32 protein-coding genes and 1 tRNA gene are annotated in these 22,081 nt (G+C 68.7%); 1 reads left to right on the forward strand and 32 read right to left on the reverse strand.

From position 1 onward, the window contains the following. Positions 1 to 125: 125 nt before the first annotated feature. The 22 genes from JMO03_RS07155 to JMO03_RS07260 all read right to left on the reverse strand — a co-directional run bounded on the left by JMO03_RS07155 (position 126) and on the right by JMO03_RS07260 (position 16,391). A complete protein-coding gene (locus JMO03_RS07155) occupies positions 126 to 1,445 on the reverse strand; it encodes a hypothetical protein (protein WP_202841959.1) in 1,320 nt (439 codons plus the stop codon). A gap of 2 nt (positions 1,446 to 1,447) precedes the next feature. Next, entirely contained in the window at positions 1,448 to 2,116 is a 669-nt protein-coding gene (locus JMO03_RS07160) for a phage adaptor protein (RefSeq protein WP_202841961.1), read from the reverse strand. Beyond that, positions 2,116 to 2,637, reverse strand: a complete 522-nt coding sequence (locus tag JMO03_RS07165) for a hypothetical protein (RefSeq protein ID WP_202841963.1) — start codon at positions 2,635 to 2,637, stop codon at positions 2,116 to 2,118. The genes JMO03_RS07160 and JMO03_RS07165 overlap by 1 nt, the downstream gene beginning before the upstream one ends. Positions 2,638 to 2,698: 61 nt before the next feature. Further along, the gene (locus tag JMO03_RS07170) at positions 2,699 to 3,172 is read right to left on the reverse strand and encodes a hypothetical protein (RefSeq protein ID WP_202841965.1); all 474 of its coding nucleotides are present in this window, start codon (positions 3,170 to 3,172) and stop codon (positions 2,699 to 2,701) included. An 88-nt stretch (positions 3,173 to 3,260) separates the two neighbouring features. Next, entirely contained in the window at positions 3,261 to 4,367 is a 1,107-nt protein-coding gene (locus JMO03_RS07175; RefSeq protein ID WP_202841967.1) for a N4-gp56 family major capsid protein, read from the reverse strand. A 302-nt stretch (positions 4,368 to 4,669) separates the two neighbouring features. Further along, entirely contained in the window at positions 4,670 to 5,653 is a 984-nt protein-coding gene (locus JMO03_RS07180) for a hypothetical protein (protein ID WP_202841969.1), read from the reverse strand. After that, entirely contained in the window at positions 5,653 to 7,845 is a 2,193-nt protein-coding gene (locus tag JMO03_RS07185; protein WP_202841971.1) for a portal protein, read from the reverse strand. Before JMO03_RS07185 ends, JMO03_RS07180 begins: the two co-directional genes overlap by 1 nt. Continuing rightward, the gene (locus tag JMO03_RS07190; RefSeq protein ID WP_202841973.1) at positions 7,845 to 8,342 is read right to left on the reverse strand and encodes a hypothetical protein; all 498 of its coding nucleotides are present in this window, start codon (positions 8,340 to 8,342) and stop codon (positions 7,845 to 7,847) included. Before JMO03_RS07190 ends, JMO03_RS07185 begins: the two co-directional genes overlap by 1 nt. Next, positions 8,339 to 9,748, reverse strand: coding sequence for a terminase large subunit domain-containing protein (locus JMO03_RS07195; protein ID WP_202841974.1), 1,410 nt, complete (start codon positions 9,746 to 9,748; stop codon positions 8,339 to 8,341). The genes JMO03_RS07190 and JMO03_RS07195 overlap by 4 nt, the downstream gene beginning before the upstream one ends. Continuing rightward, positions 9,735 to 10,547 (reverse strand): terminase small subunit, encoded by an 813-nt coding sequence (locus JMO03_RS07200; RefSeq protein ID WP_202841975.1) that lies wholly within the window; start codon positions 10,545 to 10,547, stop codon positions 9,735 to 9,737. Before JMO03_RS07200 ends, JMO03_RS07195 begins: the two co-directional genes overlap by 14 nt. Beyond that, positions 10,544 to 12,247, reverse strand: a complete 1,704-nt coding sequence (locus JMO03_RS07205; RefSeq protein ID WP_202841976.1) for a hypothetical protein — start codon at positions 12,245 to 12,247, stop codon at positions 10,544 to 10,546. Before JMO03_RS07205 ends, JMO03_RS07200 begins: the two co-directional genes overlap by 4 nt. A 17-nt stretch (positions 12,248 to 12,264) precedes the next feature. Continuing rightward, positions 12,265 to 12,708, reverse strand: a complete 444-nt coding sequence (locus JMO03_RS07210) for a phage tail fiber protein (protein ID WP_202841978.1) — start codon at positions 12,706 to 12,708, stop codon at positions 12,265 to 12,267. A gap of 12 nt (positions 12,709 to 12,720) precedes the next feature. After that, complete coding sequence (locus JMO03_RS07215; protein ID WP_202841980.1) at positions 12,721 to 13,110, reverse strand: hypothetical protein; 390 nt, start codon at positions 13,108 to 13,110, stop codon at positions 12,721 to 12,723. A 3-nt stretch (positions 13,111 to 13,113) separates the two neighbouring features. Continuing rightward, the gene (locus JMO03_RS07220; protein ID WP_202841983.1) at positions 13,114 to 13,419 is read right to left on the reverse strand and encodes a hypothetical protein; all 306 of its coding nucleotides are present in this window, start codon (positions 13,417 to 13,419) and stop codon (positions 13,114 to 13,116) included. Then, complete coding sequence (locus JMO03_RS07225) at positions 13,416 to 13,628, reverse strand: hypothetical protein (protein ID WP_202841985.1); 213 nt, start codon at positions 13,626 to 13,628, stop codon at positions 13,416 to 13,418. The genes JMO03_RS07220 and JMO03_RS07225 overlap by 4 nt, the downstream gene beginning before the upstream one ends. Continuing rightward, positions 13,628 to 13,765 (reverse strand): hypothetical protein, encoded by a 138-nt coding sequence (locus tag JMO03_RS07230; RefSeq protein WP_202841986.1) that lies wholly within the window; start codon positions 13,763 to 13,765, stop codon positions 13,628 to 13,630. Before JMO03_RS07230 ends, JMO03_RS07225 begins: the two co-directional genes overlap by 1 nt. Next, on the reverse strand, positions 13,765 to 14,067 hold the full coding sequence (locus tag JMO03_RS07235) for a hypothetical protein (protein WP_202841989.1): 303 nt from the start codon (positions 14,065 to 14,067) through the stop codon (positions 13,765 to 13,767). Before JMO03_RS07235 ends, JMO03_RS07230 begins: the two co-directional genes overlap by 1 nt. Continuing rightward, positions 14,064 to 14,441, reverse strand: coding sequence for a hypothetical protein (locus JMO03_RS07240; protein WP_202841991.1), 378 nt, complete (start codon positions 14,439 to 14,441; stop codon positions 14,064 to 14,066). Before JMO03_RS07240 ends, JMO03_RS07235 begins: the two co-directional genes overlap by 4 nt. 9 nt (positions 14,442 to 14,450) lie before the next feature. Beyond that, positions 14,451 to 14,942 carry a hypothetical protein gene (locus JMO03_RS07245; protein WP_202841993.1) on the reverse strand — a complete coding sequence of 164 codons (492 nt, stop codon included), beginning with the start codon at positions 14,940 to 14,942 and terminating at the stop codon, positions 14,451 to 14,453. Between the two features lie 232 nt (positions 14,943 to 15,174). Beyond that, entirely contained in the window at positions 15,175 to 15,516 is a 342-nt protein-coding gene (locus tag JMO03_RS07250) for a hypothetical protein (protein WP_202841996.1), read from the reverse strand. Between the two features lie 17 nt (positions 15,517 to 15,533). Next, positions 15,534 to 16,004 (reverse strand): M15 family metallopeptidase, encoded by a 471-nt coding sequence (locus JMO03_RS07255; RefSeq protein ID WP_202842196.1) that lies wholly within the window; start codon positions 16,002 to 16,004, stop codon positions 15,534 to 15,536. 310 nt (positions 16,005 to 16,314) lie between these two features. Beyond that, positions 16,315 to 16,391, reverse strand: a tRNA-Met gene (locus JMO03_RS07260). A 197-nt stretch (positions 16,392 to 16,588) separates the two neighbouring features. Here JMO03_RS07260 and JMO03_RS07265 point away from each other — a divergent pair. Continuing rightward, positions 16,589 to 16,861 carry a hypothetical protein gene (locus JMO03_RS07265; protein ID WP_202841998.1) on the forward strand — a complete coding sequence of 91 codons (273 nt, stop codon included), beginning with the start codon at positions 16,589 to 16,591 and terminating at the stop codon, positions 16,859 to 16,861. Here the strand turns inward: JMO03_RS07265 and JMO03_RS07270 are convergent. The 10 genes from JMO03_RS07270 to JMO03_RS07315 are packed head-to-tail and all read right to left on the reverse strand — an operon-like array spanning position 16,852 to position 22,080. Next, positions 16,852 to 17,136, reverse strand: a complete 285-nt coding sequence (locus tag JMO03_RS07270; protein WP_202842000.1) for a hypothetical protein — start codon at positions 17,134 to 17,136, stop codon at positions 16,852 to 16,854. The two genes, JMO03_RS07265 and JMO03_RS07270, sit on opposite strands and share 10 nt — an antisense overlap. 2 nt (positions 17,137 to 17,138) lie before the next feature. Next, complete coding sequence (locus tag JMO03_RS07275; RefSeq protein ID WP_202842002.1) at positions 17,139 to 17,957, reverse strand: hypothetical protein; 819 nt, start codon at positions 17,955 to 17,957, stop codon at positions 17,139 to 17,141. Beyond that, on the reverse strand, positions 17,954 to 18,124 hold the full coding sequence (locus tag JMO03_RS07280) for a hypothetical protein (protein ID WP_202842004.1): 171 nt from the start codon (positions 18,122 to 18,124) through the stop codon (positions 17,954 to 17,956). The genes JMO03_RS07275 and JMO03_RS07280 overlap by 4 nt, the downstream gene beginning before the upstream one ends. Then, positions 18,121 to 18,489: a hypothetical protein gene (locus tag JMO03_RS07285; protein WP_202842006.1), complete on the reverse strand. Its 369-nt coding sequence runs from the start codon at positions 18,487 to 18,489 to the stop codon at positions 18,121 to 18,123. Before JMO03_RS07285 ends, JMO03_RS07280 begins: the two co-directional genes overlap by 4 nt. Continuing rightward, entirely contained in the window at positions 18,486 to 19,706 is a 1,221-nt protein-coding gene (locus JMO03_RS07290; protein WP_202842008.1) for a DNA methyltransferase, read from the reverse strand. Before JMO03_RS07290 ends, JMO03_RS07285 begins: the two co-directional genes overlap by 4 nt. Next, the gene (locus JMO03_RS07295; RefSeq protein ID WP_202842010.1) at positions 19,703 to 19,942 is read right to left on the reverse strand and encodes a hypothetical protein; all 240 of its coding nucleotides are present in this window, start codon (positions 19,940 to 19,942) and stop codon (positions 19,703 to 19,705) included. Before JMO03_RS07295 ends, JMO03_RS07290 begins: the two co-directional genes overlap by 4 nt. Beyond that, positions 19,939 to 20,208, reverse strand: coding sequence for a hypothetical protein (locus JMO03_RS07300; RefSeq protein ID WP_202842012.1), 270 nt, complete (start codon positions 20,206 to 20,208; stop codon positions 19,939 to 19,941). The genes JMO03_RS07295 and JMO03_RS07300 overlap by 4 nt, the downstream gene beginning before the upstream one ends. Beyond that, on the reverse strand, positions 20,208 to 21,032 hold the full coding sequence (locus JMO03_RS07305) for a hypothetical protein (protein WP_202842014.1): 825 nt from the start codon (positions 21,030 to 21,032) through the stop codon (positions 20,208 to 20,210). The genes JMO03_RS07300 and JMO03_RS07305 overlap by 1 nt, the downstream gene beginning before the upstream one ends. Then, positions 21,029 to 21,265, reverse strand: a complete 237-nt coding sequence (locus JMO03_RS07310) for a hypothetical protein (RefSeq protein WP_202842017.1) — start codon at positions 21,263 to 21,265, stop codon at positions 21,029 to 21,031. Before JMO03_RS07310 ends, JMO03_RS07305 begins: the two co-directional genes overlap by 4 nt. Then, positions 21,262 to 22,080, reverse strand: a complete 819-nt coding sequence (locus tag JMO03_RS07315; protein ID WP_202842019.1) for a hypothetical protein — start codon at positions 22,078 to 22,080, stop codon at positions 21,262 to 21,264. Before JMO03_RS07315 ends, JMO03_RS07310 begins: the two co-directional genes overlap by 4 nt. Position 22,081: the final 1 nt, after the last annotated feature.

The following is a 22,081-nucleotide window of genomic DNA, read 5'->3' on the forward strand; positions in this document are numbered from 1 at the left end:
CCTTCACAGCGAGCAAGCACACGCACTCGCTGCAGAAGAGCTTTAGTGACGGGGTGGGGCCGGTCGCGTTTGGGCACGCCCTGCAGATCGCTGCGCGCTGGTCCGTGAGCGCAGACCGGGCCCGCTTAGTCCGGCGCCGCGTCGCGGGCGTCATAGATCACGTGCGCGATCGCGCGGTCACGAATAGCCAGCCCCTGCGGCCGCGGGTTGCGCAGCGCGGCGATGTACTGCTGCAGGCCGTCGCCCTCGCGGAACAGCACGGCGGCGCGCGATGCGTCGTCGACCACGTGCCGCCCCTGATTCGGATTCACGATCACGCCGCCCATGCCGCCGACGCACACCTGGCCGTCTCTGGCGATCCAGACAGGCACGTCCTCGGCCGTCTCGAAGCCCAGCGCGGGGCCCGGGATCCTGCGGAAGGACGCCGGCAACGCGCCGCTGGCCTTGCGGATGTTCTGGCCCCATGCCGCGGGGTCCATGCCTTCCAGGAAGTGAGTGCGCTTCGCCGCCGCCACATACACGCCCGATGCCTTGCCTTCGGCCGTCGGCGCGAACAGCTCGATGTCGCCGCCGAACCGGATCACGTTGCGCAGCGGGTCGGTCAGCCCATAGCGCAGGGGCGGCGACCAGCGCAGGTAGCGCCCGTCGGCCACGAACTGCCGGCCGTTGAACAGCCCGACGATCTGCCCGGCCGGCATCGGCACCAGGAACTGCGTCTCGAGCTTGCGGCCGACCGCCGGCGTGCCCACCAGCAGCGTGCTCGTGCCCTGTAGAAGGGTCGAGTGCATCCGCAGGACCTGGTCGTTCGCGTCGCTCAGGTAGAGCGCAATGATCGCGGTGCCTGCCGGCTGCGGAATGCTGCCGAGCGCGATGCCGTTGCCTTCGGGCACGTCGATCACGGCTGCTTTCGGCGTGCCCGACTCGCGGCCGAGCGCGTCGATGAAGGTGACCGCCACCTGGTACCTGCCCGCGGGCAGTGAAAGGCCGGGCGCCAGCGACAGCGACGGCTGCCCTGCCGGGCACTCCGGGCCCCAGTCCGAACGCTGCAGCGCCATGTCGACCGTGCCGCAGGCCGTGGCGTTGGTGTAGAACACGCGATCGTTGATCCACTCGTAGCTCAACGGTAGGTTGCCCACCGTCACGCCGAGCGGTTCGACGTCGCCGGGCCCAAATGCCACCATCAGCGCGCCGTCGTCCACGAACAGGCCGAACGGGCAGCGCGAATCCGACCAGTACGAATGCGCGAGCGTGGCCTCGTAGAAGCGCTCGCTGCCTGGCCGGCGGCGCGGGGTGCCGTCGTTGCGGATGTCGACGTTGTCGGCCTCGCGCAGGCCCAGCATGGGCCCGTCCTCGGAGCGCGGCATCGCGTCCTCGTCCACCGCGTTGAGCATGCCCGCGGGCCAGGGGCCCGCCTTCCACAGGTCCTTGTCGCGGACGCCGGCCATGGCTAGATGAACTCCGCCGGCACGCCGACGACGGGCTGGATGCCCCACAGCCGGACCTCGGTCATGTTGGGCAGCCGGCCTACCTTGGCCTCGAACGTCTGCAGGTGCGTCGCGGCGCGCTTTTCGTCGCCGAGCTCGCTGTCCTTCATGCTGAAGGCGCGGTATGCGGCCCAGTCCAGCAGGTCCTGGTGGTAGTGCTCGGCGATGATCGGCGAGTCGCCGTCATCTTCCATCTGCTCTGCCTCGAGCGGCATGCGCCAGACGCTAAGCTTCAGCGTGCGCGCGATGTCAGTCGGGCGGTCGAAGTAGAGAAAGCCCTCCTGGTAGTCCGGCACCCAGTACCGCGGCGAGCCGGGATCGGACATGTCCCAGTCGGGATCGCGCTTCAGCAGCCGCTTCGCGGTGGTGCCGGTCAGCGGATGGCAGTCGTTGAGGCGCGCGAAGCGCACGGCGAGGATCGCGGGGTTCAGCCGCACCCGCTGTGCGCCGATCGGCAGCTCGAACTGCGTGACCGTCGATGTGCTGTCGATCAGCGCGCGCTTGCGCAGGCACACCTGGCGCTGCGCATCGTTCAGGAAGCCGTTGAGCGCGTCGTCCTCGTAGAGGTAGGGCGGAGTCGCGTCGTCCAGGTAATCCCGACGCAACTCCGTCCTGAGCGCCTTGCGCTCCATCAGCCTTCAGCCCCAAGGTGGGCTTCCACCACGGCAATCCAGCTCGTGCGGGGCTTGTCGTCCTTGCGGTCGCGCTCGATCGCCAGCGCAGCGCGCAGGGCGGCGGCGTCGTAGGTGTTGACCTTGGCCTTGAGCTCGCGAACCGTCAGGTCGCGGATCTCGTCGACCACCTTGGCGTCGACGTCAGCCGCAGGCGGTGGCGGTGGCGCCGTGGTGGTGTCGCCGGCGGGCGGGCCCGCTGGAGGCGCTGCCGGCGGCGCGGGTGGCTGCTTCGGCGGGATGACGACGCCGCCGCTGGCCGGCACGTCGGCCTTGGCCTGGCCGTCGGGCACGACGCGGTAGACGTCGGGCTGCGACAGGAGGCGATGCAGGTGCATTTCCTCGGTGACTTCCGCGACGTGCGGCGCGCCGGGCGCATCGCTCTCGGGCTTGAAGTGGTAGTGACCCGCGGGCCACTTGTCGTTTGCGTCGAACGACACCTGCGAGCCTTGCGCTCGCCGGATCAGGCATTGGATTTTCATCTGAGCTCCAGAAAAAAGGCCGCCCGAAGGCGGCCATAGGTGGCGGCTGGCCAGACTGCGATCAGCCGTCGATCGTCACGTCGTAGGGACGCGTGACCTGCTCGAACACCAGCACGCCGGTGGCCGCGATCGTGGCGTGTGCGGCCACTGCGGACAGGTAGATCGGCGTCGGCACGTCGCGCGCTCCGATCGGCGTCGCCGGCACCAGGAAGTCCTCTCCGGTAAGCACGACGGGGGTTTCCGATGCCGCGGACGCCCGCAGGGACGCCGCCGCACCGGCGATGCCGAGCGAGTAATCGCCGGTCGGGGAGCCGGCGGTGTCGAGCTCCGGGATGTCCATGCGGCACAGGTGCGGGACCAGCACTTCGCCGGCGGGGACTTCGCCGACCTGGATCCGGTCGGAGCTCGCGTTGGTGAACGTCGCCGGCGCGTAGGACGCGGCGAAATCGAAGGTGAAACGGTTGTAGGTGAGCTGGCCCGCATCCTCGCTGGCGCGGACGTTCTTGCTCACGCCGGGGTTGGCGTATTCGGTCATGGCGGTAGCCTCTTGGATCGTGCTGTGTGAACGGTGAACTGGGTGGGCTGGCGATCAGCATCGCCAGCCCGACGCGGCCCCAGATCGGTTATTCGACTTCGGGCGAGTACACGTCCGCGGCGATCGAGCCGTAGCGCTCGTTGTTGAACACGGTCGCCTTCACGCCGCTGATGCAGCCGGTGGTGATGACGATTTCGTTGCCGCGGTCGTCCGTTTCCTCGTTCCACTCCATGCGCAGGCCGTTACCCGGCGAACCGAAGGCCTGCACCATCGCCTGCATGCCGATGAACAGGTTGCGCGCTGCGGGCAGGTTCACGCCGACGCCGTAGTCGTCGAACCGGATCACGCCCTGGTGTTCGTGCAGGATCACGTTGTTGTACATGCCCAGGCCGCCCTTGAAGATCGGGTTGTTCTTCCCGTTCGCGGCGGCCGCCGCCTTCTGGATGTCGAGCCACTGCCCGACCGACGTACCGCCGCGCAGGCGGAACTCGTCGGCCGGCGACATGAGGTACACGTACCGGTTCTCGCCATCGATCATGATCGGCCGGATCTTGGGCTGGCGCTTGCTGCCACCGCCCATCGTCTTGGCCTTCGCGACCAGGCGATCGATCAGGGTCAGGCTCACGAAGTCCGTGTTGACCATGCTCGCCTTCGACGTCGCCGAGCCACCGTACAACTGGTGGTTCGCATCCGGCGGCTGCAGCGGGTTGCCGGCGAAACCGGCCCATTCGGTGTCCTCGATGAAGTCATCGTTGATACCGCGAGCACCGGCGGCGTAGACGTTGATCGCCTCGTCGTTCCAGCGCTGCCACCAGTCGGAGCTGAGCCGGCGGCACAGCATGCGCAGGTCGTGCAGCACGCGCTTGCGCGTCATGCGGCCACCGGCCGAGACGCTCGAACGCACCTGGTCGATGCTCAGGGAGTCGGTGAACTTCTTGAGCTCTTCTTCCTTGCCCTTGATGCGGTCGTCGCCGTAGGTGGCGCGGCCGCGGAGCTGGGCGAACAGGTCGAAGCTGATGGTGTCGCCGGCGTCCGATTCCAACTCGGTCAGGATCTGGATCGGAACCTCGGCATCCCTGCCCTTCTTGGCAAAGCGGTTGTCCCAGTAGGACTTGCGCGCCTTGTCGACGAACAGCATTGCGGAAAAACGCTTGACGGCGCTGGGATCGCCAACGCCAAAGACGGTGCGGGCCATTACGGCTCTCCTTCTTCGGTGTGGCACTCATGCGCCTGGGGTTGGGTACGCGCTGGTCGCGCGCCGGCACTCTTGCGCCGTGGGATCTGCTACCGCGGCCGCTTGATTTGCGGCTCGCTCGCGCGCTCTGGCGCTGGTGATGCGTGGCCGTTGACCCTGGCTGGGTCACGGGTGACTCGATAGTCCGACTCGATGCTCACCCGGGTACGGCTCCCCGATTTGGATTCTACACGCAGGACGGTACCTGTCCCGATGCGGAGCACGTCGCCGGGTGATAGATCGAGCTGGAGTGCCATGCCGTGTCAGCCCCTCGGGTTGTCCAGCAGGCCGCCGACTGCCGTCTCCAGGAAGCGCTCGACGTCCGCTTCCGGCATGCGCGCGAGCTGATTCTCGAGCTCGTCGACGTCGAGGTCATCCAGGTGGGCAAACTCGTTGCCGGCGCGGTCGTTGTCGAAGCCGGCTGCCGGCGCGCGCGACAGGTCCGGTGGCGCGGCCGTTTGCTTGCGCGCGGCGACCGCCTCGGCGGCGATCTGTGCGGGCGTTTTCTCGGGCGGCGCCATGTTGAACGCCTTCATGGTGCGGTCGCGGGCCTCGTTGAGCATTTCCGCGTACGTCGCGCCCGGCTTCTCCTGCGCGACCGTGGCCAGCACCGCGTTGAAGGCGTGGACACGCGTCTGGTCGGACAAGAACTTGGCGTTGGCTTCCACGCCCATGAACGCGGCCATGCTCGTGTCCCACTGCCGGTTCAGATCCGCCTCGGTTCGACTCTGCGCTTCCTTCTGCTGCTTCTCCGTCCACTCGTTCATCAGCGCGGTGGCCTTCTGCTCGGCCCGCCATTCCGCCCGCCGCTCCAGCAGAGCCTCGCGCTCGCGCTCGTACTCGTCGTCCTCGAGGTCGCCATCGTCGTGCTTCTGCGCCAGCGCCTTGCGCTCCGCTTCCCAGTCGGGCTCCACCGGTGCGGCGGGCGCTGGCGGATCCTGCGGCGCGGGATCTTGCGGCGCGAGGCGATCGGTCACCTTGGCCAGTGCCTCGGCGGTCCTGGCCTGCGTCTCGGCCAGCTCGCGCATCGTAGCTTCGTGCGGATCCGCCTCGGGCTGTGCTGCCGGCGCTGCTGCCGGCGCTGCTGCTGGTGCAGCCGGGGCTGCGGGGGCTGCGGGGGCAGCCGCAGGATCCGCGGCGCCAGTCGGCGCACCGCCGGATTCGGTGTCGGCCGCGAGCTCGGCGCGCTCCTGTTCGGTCAGGCCGTCGTCGTGCTCGAGGTCGGGGGTGTTCGGGTCGTTCTGCATCACTGGGGCTCCATACCGGCACCGGGGCCGGTTCCAACGGGTGGTGGGTATTCCGCGAGCCGGTCGGCCGCGGGGGCGAGATGGACCGCGGACTGCAGCACGCCGGCGACGCCAAGCGCCTCGCCCTTCGTCTGCACCGCGATTTGCTGAGCCTTCGCCCGCAGGTTGTCCGCGGTGGCGAGGTCCTTGGCGGTCTGGGCTTCAAGCCGCCGGTTCTGGACGTCGGCGGCCTGCTGCTGCGCCTGCTGCTCGGCCGCCGCTGCCTGTTCCGCTGCCGGATCAGGCTCGGGCGTGGGCTGGCCGACGCCGTTGATCTGGCGGATGCGCGCGACCAGTTCGGCGCGGTTCGGCAGGTCGGTCAGGTCGATCGCCAGGTCGAGCAACTGCAGGCCGACGGCCGGATCCAGCTTGCCGATCGTCTCGAGCAACTGCTCGGCCATCGCCATCCGGATCGTCTCGTGGTGGTTCTGGCTCTCCACGACGAAGTCGGCTTGCGAGGCGAGGATGTCGTTCTTGAACACGACCTCCCCGGTGAGCGGGTCCACCTGGGGCTGGTTGATTGCGACGAAGTGCACGCCCTCGGGGCCGACCACCCGGATCTGCATGGGCATGCTGACGTACTGCTCGGTCAGCGAAAGGGTCTTTTCCCCGGAAATCTGCAGCGCGCGCCGGTTGTTGTCGAAGATTTCGGCCGTGCCGACCGCGCCCTGCTGCTGCTTGGCGATGATCGCCTTGCCCGACTTCGCATCGCTGTCGAGTCCAAGGTTCTCGCGGGTCACGCCCGACGCCTCGAACATGTGCCGGGCCGCGCCTTCCATCAGCGTGATATGCCCGGCGGCAATCTCGCCGCCCATCTCGATCTTGATCTTCTGCCCTGCCAGCGCGCCCGACGCCAGCTTGAGCTGGGCGTTCGGCTTGGGCACCTCGGCCAGGAAGTCCTCTTCGTCGACGCCATTGGCGATGGCGTCCTCTTCGTACATGACCCGGTTCGTGCTGAGCGCGAACAACGTCTTGGAGCGGCGCTTGTTGTACTCGTCCTGGGGGTCGCGCAGGCCGCGCATGACGCCGTAGGGCATGCCGTCGCGGTCGCGCCGGTAGCACCAGGTCGGGGTGAGGCTGAACCGACCGTGCCGATACGGGATCGGCTCGTGGAGGCACATGATCGTGGTTTCCGGCACCCAGATCGCCACCCACATGCGCTCGACCGGACGGTCGTCGACGGTGATGACCTTGCGGTCGATGTAGTCGCGCAGCGCCGGGTCCTTCTCGTCGAACATCATGTTCGACAGCTCGGGGTAGTCGTTGGTCAGCGCGCGCACGCGCTTCTCCACCACCACCCGCCGGTACTCCGTCTCCACCAGCTTCAGGCGCGAGCGGCGGCGCTTGTCCGACCGCACGGACCCGCTGAACGTGCCCGACCGGATCCGCTGGCCATGGAACATCTGCGGCACCACCAGGTCGTCCTCGACGTACTCCATGGCGGCGTCGACGAACTGCTGGCTCACGCGCCGCAGCTCTTCCGCCTGATTCGGGAACATGGCGATGCCGTAATCGAGGTCGATGTACCGGTCGATGTTGATCGCGCGGCAGTCGCGCAGGTCGTCGGCGCGGCTGAACTCGTCCCAGCGCACCGCCTTCCAGTCGGTGTGCTGGAGGGAGACGGGCAGCCGGTCGTGATCGATCTGGGCGAACTCCCGGACCCAGCCAACGCCCACCTTCACCGCGTCCTTGAACGCCCGGCTGCGCTCCCACGTGGCCTGGTTGGCGTCAGAGACGAACTTCAGGAGCTGCGTCTTGACCTCCGCGCTCTCGAGGTCCTCGGGCCCGCGCGGATGCACCTTCCAGTCCTGCCGAGTGCGGCGCTCGGTGCCGGTGATCCAGTCCACCACCGCATGCGTCAGGTCGAAGGTGAGGGGGGCCTGGTTGCGCGCCTCGAGCGTGCGGCGCGTGCGCTCGTCGATCTGGTCGAGGTCGTAGTAGTCGGCGTCGAGGATCTGCTCGCGCCGGTTGTCCAGGTGCGCATCCACCTGGTCGGAGTACCAGCTCTGCAGGGTGGAGATGACCTCTTCTTCCTGCTGCTTGGCGGTCTTGCCGCGCAGCGGCTTGGCCTGTCGCGTCTCCAGCCCGCCGATGTTGTCGAGCGGGAACGGCTCGTTCCGCTGCGCCGGCTGGAACTCGAGCTCGAGGGCCATCAGTTCACCGCCTTACCATCGTGGCGGATCGTGAACCCGTCCTGGGCGAGCGCGGCCAGCCAGTCCTGCGTGCCGAGTTGCTTGGCCGGGAGCGCCTTCTGCAGGTCCTCGCCGAACTCCAGCAGCGCGTCGCAGATCAGGTCGACGTCGTACTTGGTCACGAAGCCGAACAGGCGCGGCGCGAGCTCGCGCGCGGCGCGCACTACCTCGCGCGCGGCGCCGACGTCGACTGCCTGGAAGAGCTGCGACAGCAGCACGAAGGCGTGCCGGTTCACCGGATCCCGGGTGTTGGCCAGCAGCATCGCTGGCTCTTCCTTGAGCGTCTCCGGGTTCATCGCCTGCGTGAGCACGATCGCCAGCGGGCCCTTGCGCCCGATGGTCTTGTAGCGCTTCAGGCCGAGCGCGGCCGCTTCGACCGAAGGCAGCATTTCGGCGGTCTTGGGCCCCGACTTGAGCGGGTCGATCGCTCTGAAGCCCGGGAGGTTGTCGTTGCTCATGCTGTTTTCCAGTTGTCTGAACCGCTGGCGCGGCGCTTGCCGCTGCCGGAATTGGCGGGCATGACGAAGCCCTGGCCCCACTGCCTGAACGCGTCGGCGTAGTTCGAATACCGGTCGTGCACGTGGGAGTTGTCGAGGAACACTTCCTGCTTCGGGTCCCACTTCTTCCGGTAGGCGTCGAGCGCCGCCACCAAGCCGATGCACTCGTCCGAGTCGATCCATGCGCTGGCGAACGCCGCGCGGGTCTGGTCGATGCCCGTCTTGAGCTGCTCGGTGCGCTTCACCACCACGAACCGATGCCCCGGCAGCAGCTTGCGCAGGGCATCGAGCGCCGACTTGCCGGTCTGCAGCGACTTGTTCTCGGCGTCGTGCGGCAGGTAGTGCGTGCCGTACACGTAGCCGCGCTCCTGGCTCATCTGCAGCAGGTACGCCGCGTAGTGGGCCAGGCTCTCGCCGCTGTTCTCGTAGGCGTGCAGGAATCTGTTCTGCAGCGCCGCGAACTGGTGGAACACGATCGAGGTCGTGTCGTTGAAGCCCAGGTCCCAGAAGGTGTTGACCGTCGTCCCGCCCATGTGCGGCACGTTGGTGAGCCGCCCCTCCTGCCGGAGCTTGGCCATTTCCTTCTGGTACCAGGCCCCGCGCACCCGGTTGCCGATCCACCGGCCCAGCAGCAGGGCGTCGCGATCGTCAGGTGGCAGCTCCGCGAACTGCTCGCGGTAGCCGGTGCCGGCCAGGTGCGGGTTGTCGCTCAGGCGCGCCGGGATGAAGCGGCGGCGCACGGTGCGCATGACCTTGACGATCGACCCGTCCTCGGCGAGCTCTTCGAACTCCCGCTGAAAGGCTTGGACGGTGGGCCCGCCTTCCTCGTCGATGCCCCAACGCTGCATGACCCAGCTCTGCCCCGGGCCGTCGGGGTTGGTCGTCGCGCGGATGTACTTGGGCAGCGTGCGGTCGACGGTGCGACAGCGGGTCATCAGGTAGACGTAGGGCACGTCCGAAGGCCACAGCGTCAGCTCTTCCCAGCCCAGATAGTTCCAGTTGCGGCCGCGGTACTTGAACCGGTCGGCTTCGTTCTCGAGGTAGGCCAGCTCGAGCTTCGCGCCCGCCGGCGTGGTGAAGATGTGCTCGGTCTTGTTGTAGCGGATCTTCCGGATGAACCGCGGGAACAGGTCGTTCGCGCGGTCGATCAGGTCGCGCAGGTCGGTGAACGACTTGCGGAAGATGACCGCGCGGTGATTCGGGTTGCTGGCTCCGTTGTGCTGCAGGCACCACGCATCGATCAGCATGGCGTCCGACTTGCCGCCGCCGGCGGCGCCGCCATACAGGACCTCCCAGTCCGGGCAGGTCAGGAACTGCGTCTGCTTCTCCGACGGGGTCCAAACGACAGGCGGGTTAGCCGTCTCCATCGCCGCCCGCGGCCTTCGCCGGGATCATCACCACGCCGACCTCCACCGGCGCATCGCCCTCGTCGCCGCCGGCGTGCTTCACCTTCTGCGCGAACATGCCCAGGTGCTTGCCGACGTTCAGCAGCGCGTCGGTCGGCGACGTGATCCGGATCTTCAGGCCGTGCTGCGTGACCTCGACCCCCTCGAACAGCAGCGCCGCGTCCGGCGGCAGGTCGCGCGTGTCCTTGAACACGACGCGTTCCTTGCCATCGCCGAAACATTCCGGGCACCGCGGGTTCGGGTCGGTGCGCGGGTTGTACCCGACGCCGCCCTCTTCGTTGTATGGCAGCGGCGGCTTCTTCTCCGCCCTGCGCACCTTGTTCTCTCCGGCGTGCTGCTCGCGCCGTTCCCGATCCTCCTGGGGCGTGAACTGGTACCGGAAGCCCTTGCCCCAGCAGTAGCGGCAGCAGCCGCGGTGCAGCTCTGTCAGCGCTCGCGGATCCGCGGTGGCCTTGGCCAGCATCCGGGCCAGGACCATGTCCTTGGTCGCCTCGTTGCGCGCCAGGAACGCGGCATGCGCGATCTGAACGCGCTCCTGCACGTCCGGCCTGGCCAGCAGCTCGGATGCCTTCTGCCGCGCAGATCCCGGGCTGAAGCCTGCCTCGCGCGCGGCGCGGGCGCCGTTGAAGTGCACCAGGTACGCGGACACGAACTGCTCGAGGCGCAGCGCCGCCGCGTCGACCTTCTTGGCTGCAGCTTTCTTCGTCGCCTTGGCGGCCCTCTTCGCCGGCGCTGTTCGTTTTTGTTCTGTTCTGTTCATGCTTCTCGGGCTGCTATCAGCAGCGTGTTTCTCGGACGCGGCGCCAGTCCGACCGGGTCCTGCGGGCGGCCGACCTCGCCCAGCGGAACGTGCGGTCGAGGCGCGATCAGCACGCCGGGCTCTGCGTCCCGGTTGTTGACCAGCGCGCCGAAGGTGAGGCTGGCGGTACCGCGCAGCAGCGCGCGCTGGCGCAGGCTCGCGGTCACAGCGATGGTCAGCGAGGCGGTACCGGACAGCGCGCCCGCGCTGCGCAGGTCGCCCGCGGCGCCGAACGCGAGCCCGGCGGCGCCGGCCAGCCGCACCTTGTCGACCACGCGCCCGGTCGCGGCGAACGCCAGCCCGGTCTGGCCCGCGAGGCGCGCACGCGCGCGCAGCGCACCGGTGGCGGCGATGCCCAGACTGGCGCTGCCGGCCATGGTGACCCGGGTGCGCAGGGCGCCGGCGGCCGCGAAGTCGAGGGACGCCGCTCCGGACAGCTCCGCGCTGGTGGCGAGCGCTCCGGTCGCGTCGATCGACAGGCTCGCGCCGCCCGACAGCAGGAGCCGGGTGGTCAGCGCACCCGCGGTCGTGAAGCTCAGGCCCGCGGATCCGGTCAGCTCGTCCTCGTTGGCCGGCTCGATGTAGACGGCATACGCCGACAGGTCGCCGTTCGCGCTGCTGGCGGTGCCCGGCCACGGGTCGGACGGCGCGATCGCCAGCGAGCTCCCCTCGGCTCGGCGCAGGTTCCCGGACGTTCCACCCTCGGCCGGTGTGGTCGAGTTGATGGTGAGGGTGAAGCTGCTGGCCTGCGTGCCCAGCCAGTACGTGCCCGGGGCGAGCGTGACCGACATCGGCGCGCTCTGCCAGCGGCCGGCGCCGGTGGTGGTGGCGACCGACGACACCGCGATCACGTCGCCCGGCTCGCCGGCCACGTCCTCGAAGATGATGCCGATCCAGTCGATGCCGCCCGGGTCGCTGCCGCTGTCGTCGGCGCCGTACCCAAAGTGCTGGAAATACTGCGTGACCTCGGCCGGCTCGGAGAGCACGAACTTCGAGGCCATGATCCGGCCTTCGTTGCCGCTCCACACACCTCCGATGCCTGGGAAGGTGTTGCCGAACGTGTTCTGCGCCAGCGCTCCGGCCACCGCAAAGCTCAGGCTGGCGGTACCGGCCAGCGGGACCACGCCGGACACGGACAGGGCGCCCGTGGTCGTGAACCCCAGCGAGGCGGTGCCAGACAGGGTCTCGGCCGGCGCGCCGGTGCTGTAGTCGGCGTAGATGACGATGTTGTAGCCGGATGACCCGCCCCCGCTCCATGGGTTCGGCGGGTTGTCGTACGCATCCTCGTCAGGCCCGGCCCATTGCGACCAGCCGGTGCCGCCCTCGTCGTCCGTGCGCAGGTTGGACAGGTGATCGGCCGTGGTGGCGCCGAGCCAGTAGTTTCCCGGCGACAGCGCCTCGCCGTTGCACGTCGAAATCGCGAAGTCGCCGTTGATGACGGCTACCTCCGCGCCGACGGCGACCAGCGCGCCCGGAGATCCCGCGTTGTCGGCGTAGACCAGCCCCTTGACCAGCCCGCCGCCGGTCGAGGTCGAGTAGATCGCGACGTGATTGAGCGTCCCCGCCTCGGACAGCGTGAAGCGCGTGAACCACGCCCGCCCGGTGGTGCCGGGCAGGTCGGTGTCTGCGATCGCGGGGTTTTCGTTGCCGAAGCGAGGCACGGCAGGCTACCCCGGGTTTAGCTGACGGTGACTTCCAGCGTCTCCGCGGGGAACTCGGGCACGGAACCGGTGCTGATGACCCGGCTGGCGGCCAGCGTGCCGCGCAGGAACAGGTTGCCGTTGCCGGACGACGCGCTACCGATGCCGAAGTGCGTCACGGTGCCGCCCGTGCCGCCGGTCGACTCGGCGAACAGGATCGCAGCGAGGTTCGTACCCACCCCGGCCGCGACTTCCCACTCGGTATCGTCGCGCGGCACCGGGATGCGGGCGTAGCTGGTGTAGGAAATCTCGTTGGTGGACTGATTGCCACCCGCGCCCGGGTCGGCCGTGTGCAGGCTGATGTACAGGTTGCCATCGGCGGACGAGGGCAGCAGCCCGGTGGCGTCGCCGACGTTGGCGAGGCCGGCGTTCTGCAGGATGTGCTGCAGCAGGGCGGTGGCGAAGGCGGTGGATGCGGACATGGTGCTCTCCTGCTAGGTGTCCCAGGTGCGGGTGATGGATGGCAAAACGGTCACGCGGCCCGCGAACGCCGCCTCGTACTCGCCGGCTGTGCGCTCGATCAGGGCGTCGAAGGAGTACTTCCACCGCTGGTGGCCGTTCTCGGGAAAGCTGAGCGTGTCCGCGGATGACACGTCGATGTCGATCAGGCCAAGCCCCGGGTTCGCGATCGCGAGGCCGGAGCCGACTTCGAGCTGAAGCAGGATCGGACTGTCGACCTGCTCGCGGATGCACATGACGAGCGACACGATGCCGGCCAAGTCGACGGGCTCCCCGGTGTTCTCGTCGGTGAGCTGCACCTGGTCCTGCCAGCGCGTGCCGCGCACGATCCGGACAGTCGGCACCTTGGCAAAGACGATGCCCATGGGTCATTCCTCCACGCGGTAGATGCCGCGCTTCTTCAGGCTGCCCAGGAAGTCGGTGCAGGCCTGCCGCGCGCGTTCGCAGCGCAGCAGGCGGCCGGCGAGCTGGCCTGTCGTGTGCTCGCCCAGTGCGTCCCACGTTTCCGCGGACTCGGGATCTCCCTCCCACCGGACGCCGGTATCGGTGAGAGAGGTCGTGCAGGGGTCGTAGCAGATCGCGTCCGCGTCTCCGATTGGAGCGTTGCCGCGGCGCTGGCACGTGGCACCAGCAAGCACCAGCACCAGCACCGCGGCGAACAGGAGGCGGATCACGGCGACTCAGCATCCATCGCGGCGACGACCTCGCGGGCCTTGGCGTCGCGGTACTTCATGTCCGCCAGCCGCATGCCCATCTTCGGCCAGACATCGTCGAGCGCCATCTTGCGTGCGTAGTGCCTGCCCTCCGCGGCCGTGAAGTAGTGCTCGCTGGCGATCTCGGCCTCGATGTCCTCGGGGGTGACGCTCGTGCTGCGCGCGTCCATCAGAGCGCCACCACGAACACGCCGACAACCAGCGCGAGCGCGCCGATGCTGACGAACATGAAGGCCTTGCAGCGTGCTTCGACGATCCCCGCGCGCATGGCCTCGATCTGCGCGGATTCGAGCTCTGGCGAGAGCATCAGAGCGTCAGCCGGTCCAGCATCGACACGATGCGCGAGTTGACGCGGACGACGTCGGTGGCTTGGCCCATCAGCGCCCCGTGCAGTGCGGATTCGTGCAGCGTCTTGCCCGGTTCGTCGCCGACCGGGTGCGGGGGAATCTGGCGGAGGACCTGGCTCAACCGCTCTTCGAGCCTGTCGAGCAGGTTGTGCACTTCCTCGGTACCTTCGCGCAGACGAATCATTTCGGCACCGATGGGCGACTGCGGTGCGGGTGATGCGGCGCCGGCTTCGCCGGTGTAACTGTGGGACTGACTGTTCATTGTTCACCTTCGATTGGTGCGCCCAGGGCGCGGTTGACTGCGTCCATACGGGCTTGGCCCGGGGCGCATTGGGGATGGGTGAGCGGGCGCTCGGTGCGAGCCCTGCGGTAGTCGCGGGCGCCGCCCTCGAGCTGGTCGGCAGCAGCCGCGGCGGCGGCGGCCAGTCGGGTGGCGCTCTCTCGCGTCGCGGCATGAAGGGCAGCGCTGTCCTCGAGGGCGGTATCCAGTGCGTGCACCTGGTCGCGCAGCGGCGCGGTGATCGCGCGGCGGTGCTGCCAGTAGTTCAGGTACAGCGAGCCCGCCAGCGCCGCGGCGAGCATGGCGACCACCTTCCATGCCGCCCACCACGAGGACAGTCGAGCGGTGACGGACATGGCGGCGGCTCAGTGCGCCGTGTCGGGCGCGGCGATCGCCATCACTAGGCCAATGACCGCGCGGCGCTTCTCCGCGGTCGACCCGTAGTAACGATCCCACTGGCAGGCCATCAGCTCGGTCGCCGCGGTGCGCCAGTCGCCCTTGCGCATCGCGTCCCACAGCGGGTTGGCGTCGCGCAACGTTTCAGCGTCCAGCAGATCCCCGACGGCGTACAGGTACGGCAGGCGATCCGAGGCTTCCGGGTGCAGCGCCAGCAGCTCGAACACGCGACCGCGCAACACCTGTTGCACGTGGACCATGTCCGACTTCAGCCAATGTAGGGCGGTCGCGGTGCTCACCGGCCGGCGCTGGATCGGACGGCCGTGGCCGAGACGGAGGATGCCGACCTCGTCAGGCTTGGCCGTTGGCTGGAACGGGAACAGCTCCTGCACGATGTCGATCGCGCGGCGGCCTGCGCGGACTTCTGCCAGTAGCAGCGAATGGTCATCGAGGTCTGTCACAGCCACAGTCCCGGCGCTCCAAGGCCGCGACGCGCCGATCCAGCGCGTCGATTTCGCGGTCGCGTCGATCCGGCATCACAGACGCGCGCGCATTGGCTTCGGCATTGCGGCGTGCTTCCGCGTACCAGCCACCGCCCAGGGCGATGGCTAGGGCCACGATTACGCCGGTGTGTGCTTCCCACCAGCGCAGGGGCTTGTGTGGTGCCACGGCTTCCCGCCCTCGCCACGCGTCTTACGAGCTGCGGGGGATGGGCGGCAGTCGCAGCTCGGGCGCGCCCTGCCCCTTCATGCGCAGCACGAAGAAGATGGCGCTCACGATCTGCAACGCCTGGCCAGCAGAATCGGCCGCCAGCAGCTCCCCGAACTGGGACTGAAACGGTTCCCAGAAGCTCGCGACATAGCGCAGCAGGTCGACGATGTAGGCGCCCAGCACGAGGCCGACCGCGCTCAGCCAGCCGGTGTAGCTTTTCCAGGCAACCGCCAGCGGGACGGTGCCCTTCTTGCTGAACTTGAAGAAGAACACCGCGGCGAAGACCGCGACGAGCAGCAGCAAAGTGAACAGGATCGTGTTCATGGCGTGTCTCCGGTTGGTCAGGGGTACAGCGAGGCGGGCAGCTCGAAATGCGGGCCGTCCAGGAATGCCTTGCGCTTCTGCGCGCGTCGCGCCGCGGTGTAGGCGGCGACCTTCAGCTCGATGCCGCGCAGGCTGTTGCAGTCGTTCAGCAGGAACCACCCGCCGCCCCAGCGCACCGGGATGCCGAGCTCGAGCGCGGCGCGGCGCATGGCATCGGCGATCGGCGGGTACAGGGCCCATTCCCACTGCACCGAGCCGGCGACGTACGCGCCCAGGTCCACGGCATGGCCGGTGATGTGCCGACTGTTCATGGTCTGGCTCGCACCCTTCGCCACCAGCTCTCGCTGGCGCTCGACACTGCGGCGGCCCTCGATCACGCTGAAGTCGATGGGCGTGATCTCGATCGCGCGCGACACCACGCGGTAAAGGTCTGGGTGCACGCCGAGATTCAGGCGCTGCCTGCTGCGGGTTCCGAGCTCAAAGCCCATGTCTCTCTCCAACTGGCGGATCGGCACGCCGGCCGTGCGTCCCCCGAACGGCCTCGTCGCGTTACCAGCGAGGTCGCGGACACCGCGGCGCGTCTCCCGACGGCCAGCCATCGAAGGCAGCGGGTACCGGCGGGCGTGACTACCGATCCAGAAAACGGTGAGCCCCCGGCCAGGACGTGCCTGACCGGGGGCTCCTTCCTCTCGCTGCCTACCTGCCGCCCCCGAGTTCCGGGACGGTGGACTGCCGGATTCACGCACCACACTGTGGGTGCGGAGGGTCCAGCGCGGCGCTTCGGCTGGCGTGTATCGGTGGTAGCGCGGGTCCGATTCGAACGGACGACCTGCGGCTTATGAGACCGCCGAGCTACCGGACTGCTCTACCGCGCATCAGACGCGGCCGCATCAGAGACACGACCGCACGCTGGCGTTGTACGGGGGTCCCGGGTTCCCGCGCAAATCCGCGCCACATGTGGGGCTTCACGCCACCCACACAACGCTGAATTCCTCCACATGTGGAAGCGCACCGACCACATGTGGAACGATGGAAGTCCGCCCCGCCGACCGTTCTCACGGACTGAGATTGCATGCCACCCCAGCATTCCCCAGCACGCACGCTCCCGGGCAGCTTCCGCTGGTCCGACTCCGACACCGGCTCGGTCCTGTTCCTGCGCTACGGCGCTGTCGCCTCGGTCACCGTCGACGGACACGTGACACTGCTCGGCGGCAAGCGCGTAGAAGGCCCGGCAGCGAGCCTGGCGCAGGGGAAACGTTTCGTGGAGCGCTGGATCGCTGCCAACGGGCCGCCGATGACAGCACGGATGTGGGAGATTCGAGAGCGCCTGCGCGCTCAGGACTGACGCGCTATCGACCAGGAGCTGCGGCGGTACGGGCAGACATTCGATCCATGCCCGGAGAGCCAGCGTGCGAAGAGGCGGCGCTTTGCAGGCCCGAAGTTGTAGACCACGGCCGTGCTCAGGATGACCCAGTAGATCCCATTGCTGGCCGAAGGCGATGCGATTGTGATGCGCTGGCGGCCGTTGCTCCCGGGAAGCACGGCGACGACGTATGCGTCGATGTCGTTGCCGTTCCACTCGGCGATGATCGCGTCTCCAATCTCCACCGGTTTGTTCACGCTCAGCCTCGCGTCAGCTTCTCGCGCAGATCGCTCCGCGCCGCGTTCAGCGCTTCCTGCAGGACGTGCGTGGCGCATCGATGCACCACGATGTAGTCGCGCTTGCGCATCTTCGCGCGGCGCGCGAGCTCCCCGTATGGCGTCCGCTTCTCGGGCCAGACCAGCTCGTGCGCTGCATCGAACAGCGCCAGCCGCAGCTTCCAGCGGTCCGCAGCCCGGCTCAGCTTCAGTGGCACCGGCCGCTGCAGCAGTACCTCGCGGCGCACGCGCCAGCGCGCCATGTCGGTCAGGCGAGCGATCGAGAGCTCGTCGGCACGGGTCACCACCGCCATCGCCACCGCCTTGCCCAGGCGCGAGCGCATGAACCCCACGGCCGCGGCCACGTCCGACGTCGTGAGGCCCGGCCTCGAGCTGCGGCCTTCCACCGGCACGCGGTAGCTGCTCGGCACCAGCATGCGCGCCAGCAGCTCCAACGGATCCCGCTCGTCCTTGAGCGTGCGCCGCTGCTGACGCGCCGACGGCGGTGGCGCGCGCTGGGGCGCCGGGCCGATCAGCGGGGCGTGATTCCAGTGGTGCACCGCGGCGTCGATCGCCTTGTCGCTGGAGGGATTCGGCATCAGCAGGTGCTGAACGCCGAGCTGGGGCGGCGAAAGCGCCTCGTACTGCTCGACGGTCAGCGCCACGAACGCCGGCGTGACTGCGCCGCAGGCCATGCACATGACCAGGTGGACGGGGCCATGCATCCCGCGCAGGCGCCGGACCCGCGCCGCATCGACGCCGCACCAAGAGCATTCGCGCGGGGGTTGCAGCACTTCATTCACTTCCGGTCCTTCCCCCACTTCGCAAGCTCCATGAACCCACCATCGAGCTCGACGCAACGGATCCCGTTGATGACGACCTCGCGCGGTGGTGTGTACTCGTAGGCCGGGTTCGGCTTCAGTTCGGCCGGGAAGCGGCGCACCTTCTCGGCGATTTCCTCCGGCGTCATGCCGCAGCTACCTGCACACGCCGCCAGCGCACCTTGGGGCTGCAGTTCGATGACGCCGCAGAGCCGAACCCGTCCTTCACGATGTGGCGCTTCGACGCGGCGCTGCGCGCGACCGAGCCCCAGCTCCGCTTGTCTGGCGGCTCCGGTAGTCCGCGCGCCTCGGCCCAGGCTCGCGCCTCTTCTATCAGGAACGGCCCGGACTGCTCGCTCGCGAACGCGATCAGCATGCCCAGCGCCTGGCCGGTCCATTCACTCTCGACGCGATTGGCGTGCTCTGCCGCGCGCTGGACGCCCAGGTCGCGCGCCTCCATCGCCGCGGCGAAGTCGATCGCCACCGTGCGGTTGTCTCGTGCTCGAATGCTCATGCGGGAAGTCCTCCGTTCATGGTGAGCGGCCCGAGCGCCAGCCCCGGCTGCATCGCTCGGATGCGCGCCAGCGCGATCGCGGCATAGGCCGGGTCCAGCTCGATGCCTTCGAAGGCGAAGCCATCAGCGACCGCCCCGCGGCCTGTGCTGCCGCTGCCTGCGAACGGGTCTAGGATTCGGCCACCAGGTGGTGTCACCAGCCGGCAGAGCCATCGCATCAGGTCGGTCGGCTTTACGGTCGGGTGATTGTTCTCGCTGGCGCGGCGCGTGCCCTCGGCCTGAAAGGTGCCCGGTGACTGCGTGCCGGACGACCAAAGCAGCGGACGCGCTTCCATGCCATCGCAGCCGTCGTTGCGGTCAGCGCGGCTGGCCTTCGCGCAGTAGAAGAACCGGGCCGCGCTGCCGGTGTCCGAGCGAGGCTCTGGCGCCTTGGTCACATGCCGCAGTGCACCGAACGTGCTATTGCTCTGCGCCTCGCCGTCGTTCCGCGCACGCGCCATTTGCCCAGGCGCCTGCGGAAACAACGCCAACACCTCATCGCTGCCGTCGTGGATGACGTTCGCGGGCCACCGGCCGGCTGCGTTCGCGCTCGCTCCGCCCGGCTTGAGGTCGGTGGCGCCGCGCTGCTCGTGGTCACGGGTGCCGGCGTGGCCACGGTCGCCCGAGCAGTTGCGCGCGTAGGCTTCGTCCTCGACCGGCACGCGGCACCCGTCGATGTTCAGCGCACCGGTGCCCCACTTCCGCCAGTTGGCCTCGACGGTCCCTTCCAGCGGCTTGCGCGCCAGCGTGATCGGCTCCCATGCCGGCTTCAGCGCCGTGCCGCCCCACTCGCCGTTGTACGACTTCGGGAAGCCCGACCCGTAGACCCACATGGCCGTATCGCGGATCTCCCAGCCGGCATCCTCGATCGCGCACACCATCCGGTGCGATGTCCGGGTGCCGCTGAACGCTGCCAGCCAGGCGCCAGGCTTTGCGACCCGGAGTACTGCGGCCCACGTCTCCGCACGCTGCGCCACGTCGCCGCCGTCCCAGGCCTTGCCCATGAAGCCGGTGCCGATACGAGAGCGACCTGCCGGGCTATTCGGATTGTCGGACGCTGCACCCGTTCCTCCCTTTTTGCCGGTGGTCAGGTGATAGGGCGGGTCCGTCACGATGCTGTCGAAGCTGTTGGCTTCCAGCGCGCGCATGACCTCGAGGCAGTCGCCGACATGGATCATGCGGGGGCGCCCTCCCCCATCGCTGCAGCCACGCGGGCGGCAATGGCCGGGCTGGGCTCGCCGTCGCGCATGCAGTCGAAGTCGCGGCAGATCAGCGGCCTGGTCGCGTAGATCCCGCAGCGGTACCGGTCGCCCTCCGTCTCCAGGTGGCGGCAGGACACCAGCTCGCCGTCGACCACCGCCGAACAGCAGGCGCCGCAGCGCTGGCACAGCTCCTGGGTGATCGCCTGCGTCATACCTGCCAGCCTTCATGCCGGGCCGCGAGGCGATGCAGGACAGGTGGCTCGAGCTCGAGCGCCTGGGCGATCTTCGTTACCTGCCACGGCTGCAGCGCGCGCTTGCCGCGGCTGATGGACAGCCTCGCCCGGATGCTGCTCGGCTTCAGCCCGGCACACTTCGCGAGCGCCGACAACGGGATGTCCAGCGCGTGCGCACGCAGCTTGATCGCCCCCTGCAGCGTTTCCGGATCCAGTGCGGCGTGGGCAGTCGCAGAACGGGCCATCAGGTGGACGCCTCCGCCTTGGCTGCTTCGAGGTCCAGCACAGCGCGCGCGCTGGCCAGAGCCGCGGCGTAGTGCTCCGGGTGCTGCTGGTCGAACTTCGGGATCAGGTCCGTCTCGACCCATTGGCCGCGCTGTACGCCGGACTTCAGCCAGCGCTGCGTCCAGTTCGACGGGCTGCAGCCCTCGGCGGCGATTTCCTTCGCGGTGATGCTGCCCTGCACGCGCAGGCGCGCCAGCACGCGCAACGCGGCCTGCTTCCATGGGGTGAGCTGGACCGGACACGGCACGCCGGCGGCCACCAGCGGCGGCAGGTCGGGCAGCGGCACCCGCGCCGGCGGGTTCCAGTCGAACAGCGCGTTGTGCCAGTGGTAGCCGAACCGGTCGACCGTCGCGCATCGATCATCCTGCTGGAGCTGCTGCTCCACGTCGAAGCGCGGCACCAATTCATACTCGAAGCGTGCGCCCGGCTTGCGGTGGTGTGTAAGGCGCGGCGACCAGACCGGGATGCCGAACATTTCCAGCATGCGCGCGATGCCGGCGTTGGCCTCGGTGATGCTGGCCACGATCACCAGCCGGTGGTCCGGGCCGTGCTTGCCGTGCAGTTCTTCTCCGTGGCTGGGCAGGATCTGCTGCGCCACTTTCGCGTTCAGCCGCAGCTTCGCCTCGACGCCGATCTGCCGCCCCGTCTCGTGCGCCACCAGCACGTCGAAGCCGCCCGTCTCCGGGTAACACGTCCAGCCGGGCTGTTCATTGAACTCCCGGACGAAGAGCTCGCACAGCGCGCGCTCGGTCGGAAAGAACCGCTGGATGTCCGCCGGCTTCATGCCTGCACCCGGGCGCTGTGCGGCGCGACATCGGCGCCCCCGTGCTCGGCCACGTACGCCCAGAGCTCGAGGCTCGGCGGGCTGACGACGTGGAAGGCGAAGCCGTCGGGCACGGTGCGGAGCTGCTCGAGCTCGGTCACCACCACCATCGGCGCGCGGATCAGGCTGCGCTCGGCGAAGCGCTTGCCCTCGTAGGCCTCGGCGCAGATCACGTACAGCGGCTGCGCGTTCATACGCCACACATCCCGTCGCACTCGTCGTCCCAGAGGTTGGGCTGCCCGTTTTCAGCCGCCGTCGACAGGTCGACCAGCTCCAGAGGGACCATCGAATCGTGGACGTAGCACTCGCCGACCAGCCGCCCATAGCCTGGGGAGCGGATCGCGCGGTCGATGTCCACCGCACGTTGGAAGTCCTCCGGCGCTTCGTCGCGCAGGCGCCGCCACTCCACGTTGCGACGGTATGGACAAAAGACGCATGCCGACTTCGGCGGCATCGGGTAGCCGAACCGCTCGCACCAGTTCTTGGCCAGCCACCGCTCGCATTCCCAGCGGCTGATGCGGCGGTCGACCAGCGGATACTCGTTGGTCTGCCACTTGTCCTGGCTGACCTTCATGCGACCGGCTTCGTCCAGCGATATGCCGATGACCTGGGTCACCATCACGTCCGCGGGCACGCGCCGGCCACGTTCGACCCCCAGCAGCTCGCGCACGCGCTTGCGGATCACGTCGATCTTGTAGTCGCCGGTGCACTGGCGGCGAAGGATCCCGCGGGAGCCATTCGGGTTCTTCACGTAGAACGGCGGCCGGGCATCGTTCCTGCCGGCCCCGGCCGTGGCGGCCAGAATCTCCGCACCGAGGTCGCCGGCGCTGACCACGTCGGTGGGGAATGGCAGGCGCGGCAGCAGCCGGTCCAGGTGCCGATAGACTTCGGCCGGCTCCGCGTGAGTGTCGGCGAAGATGGCCCGATCGGCTGGCGGAATCTCGCCGTTCGCCATCATCAGGGCAATGGTGGACGACTGCACGCCGGCACCCAGGCTCAAAATTCGCAAG

The sequence above is a fragment of the Luteimonas saliphila genome (assembly GCF_016774335.1).
GTDB lineage: Bacteria > Pseudomonadota > Gammaproteobacteria > Xanthomonadales > Xanthomonadaceae > Luteimonas > Luteimonas saliphila.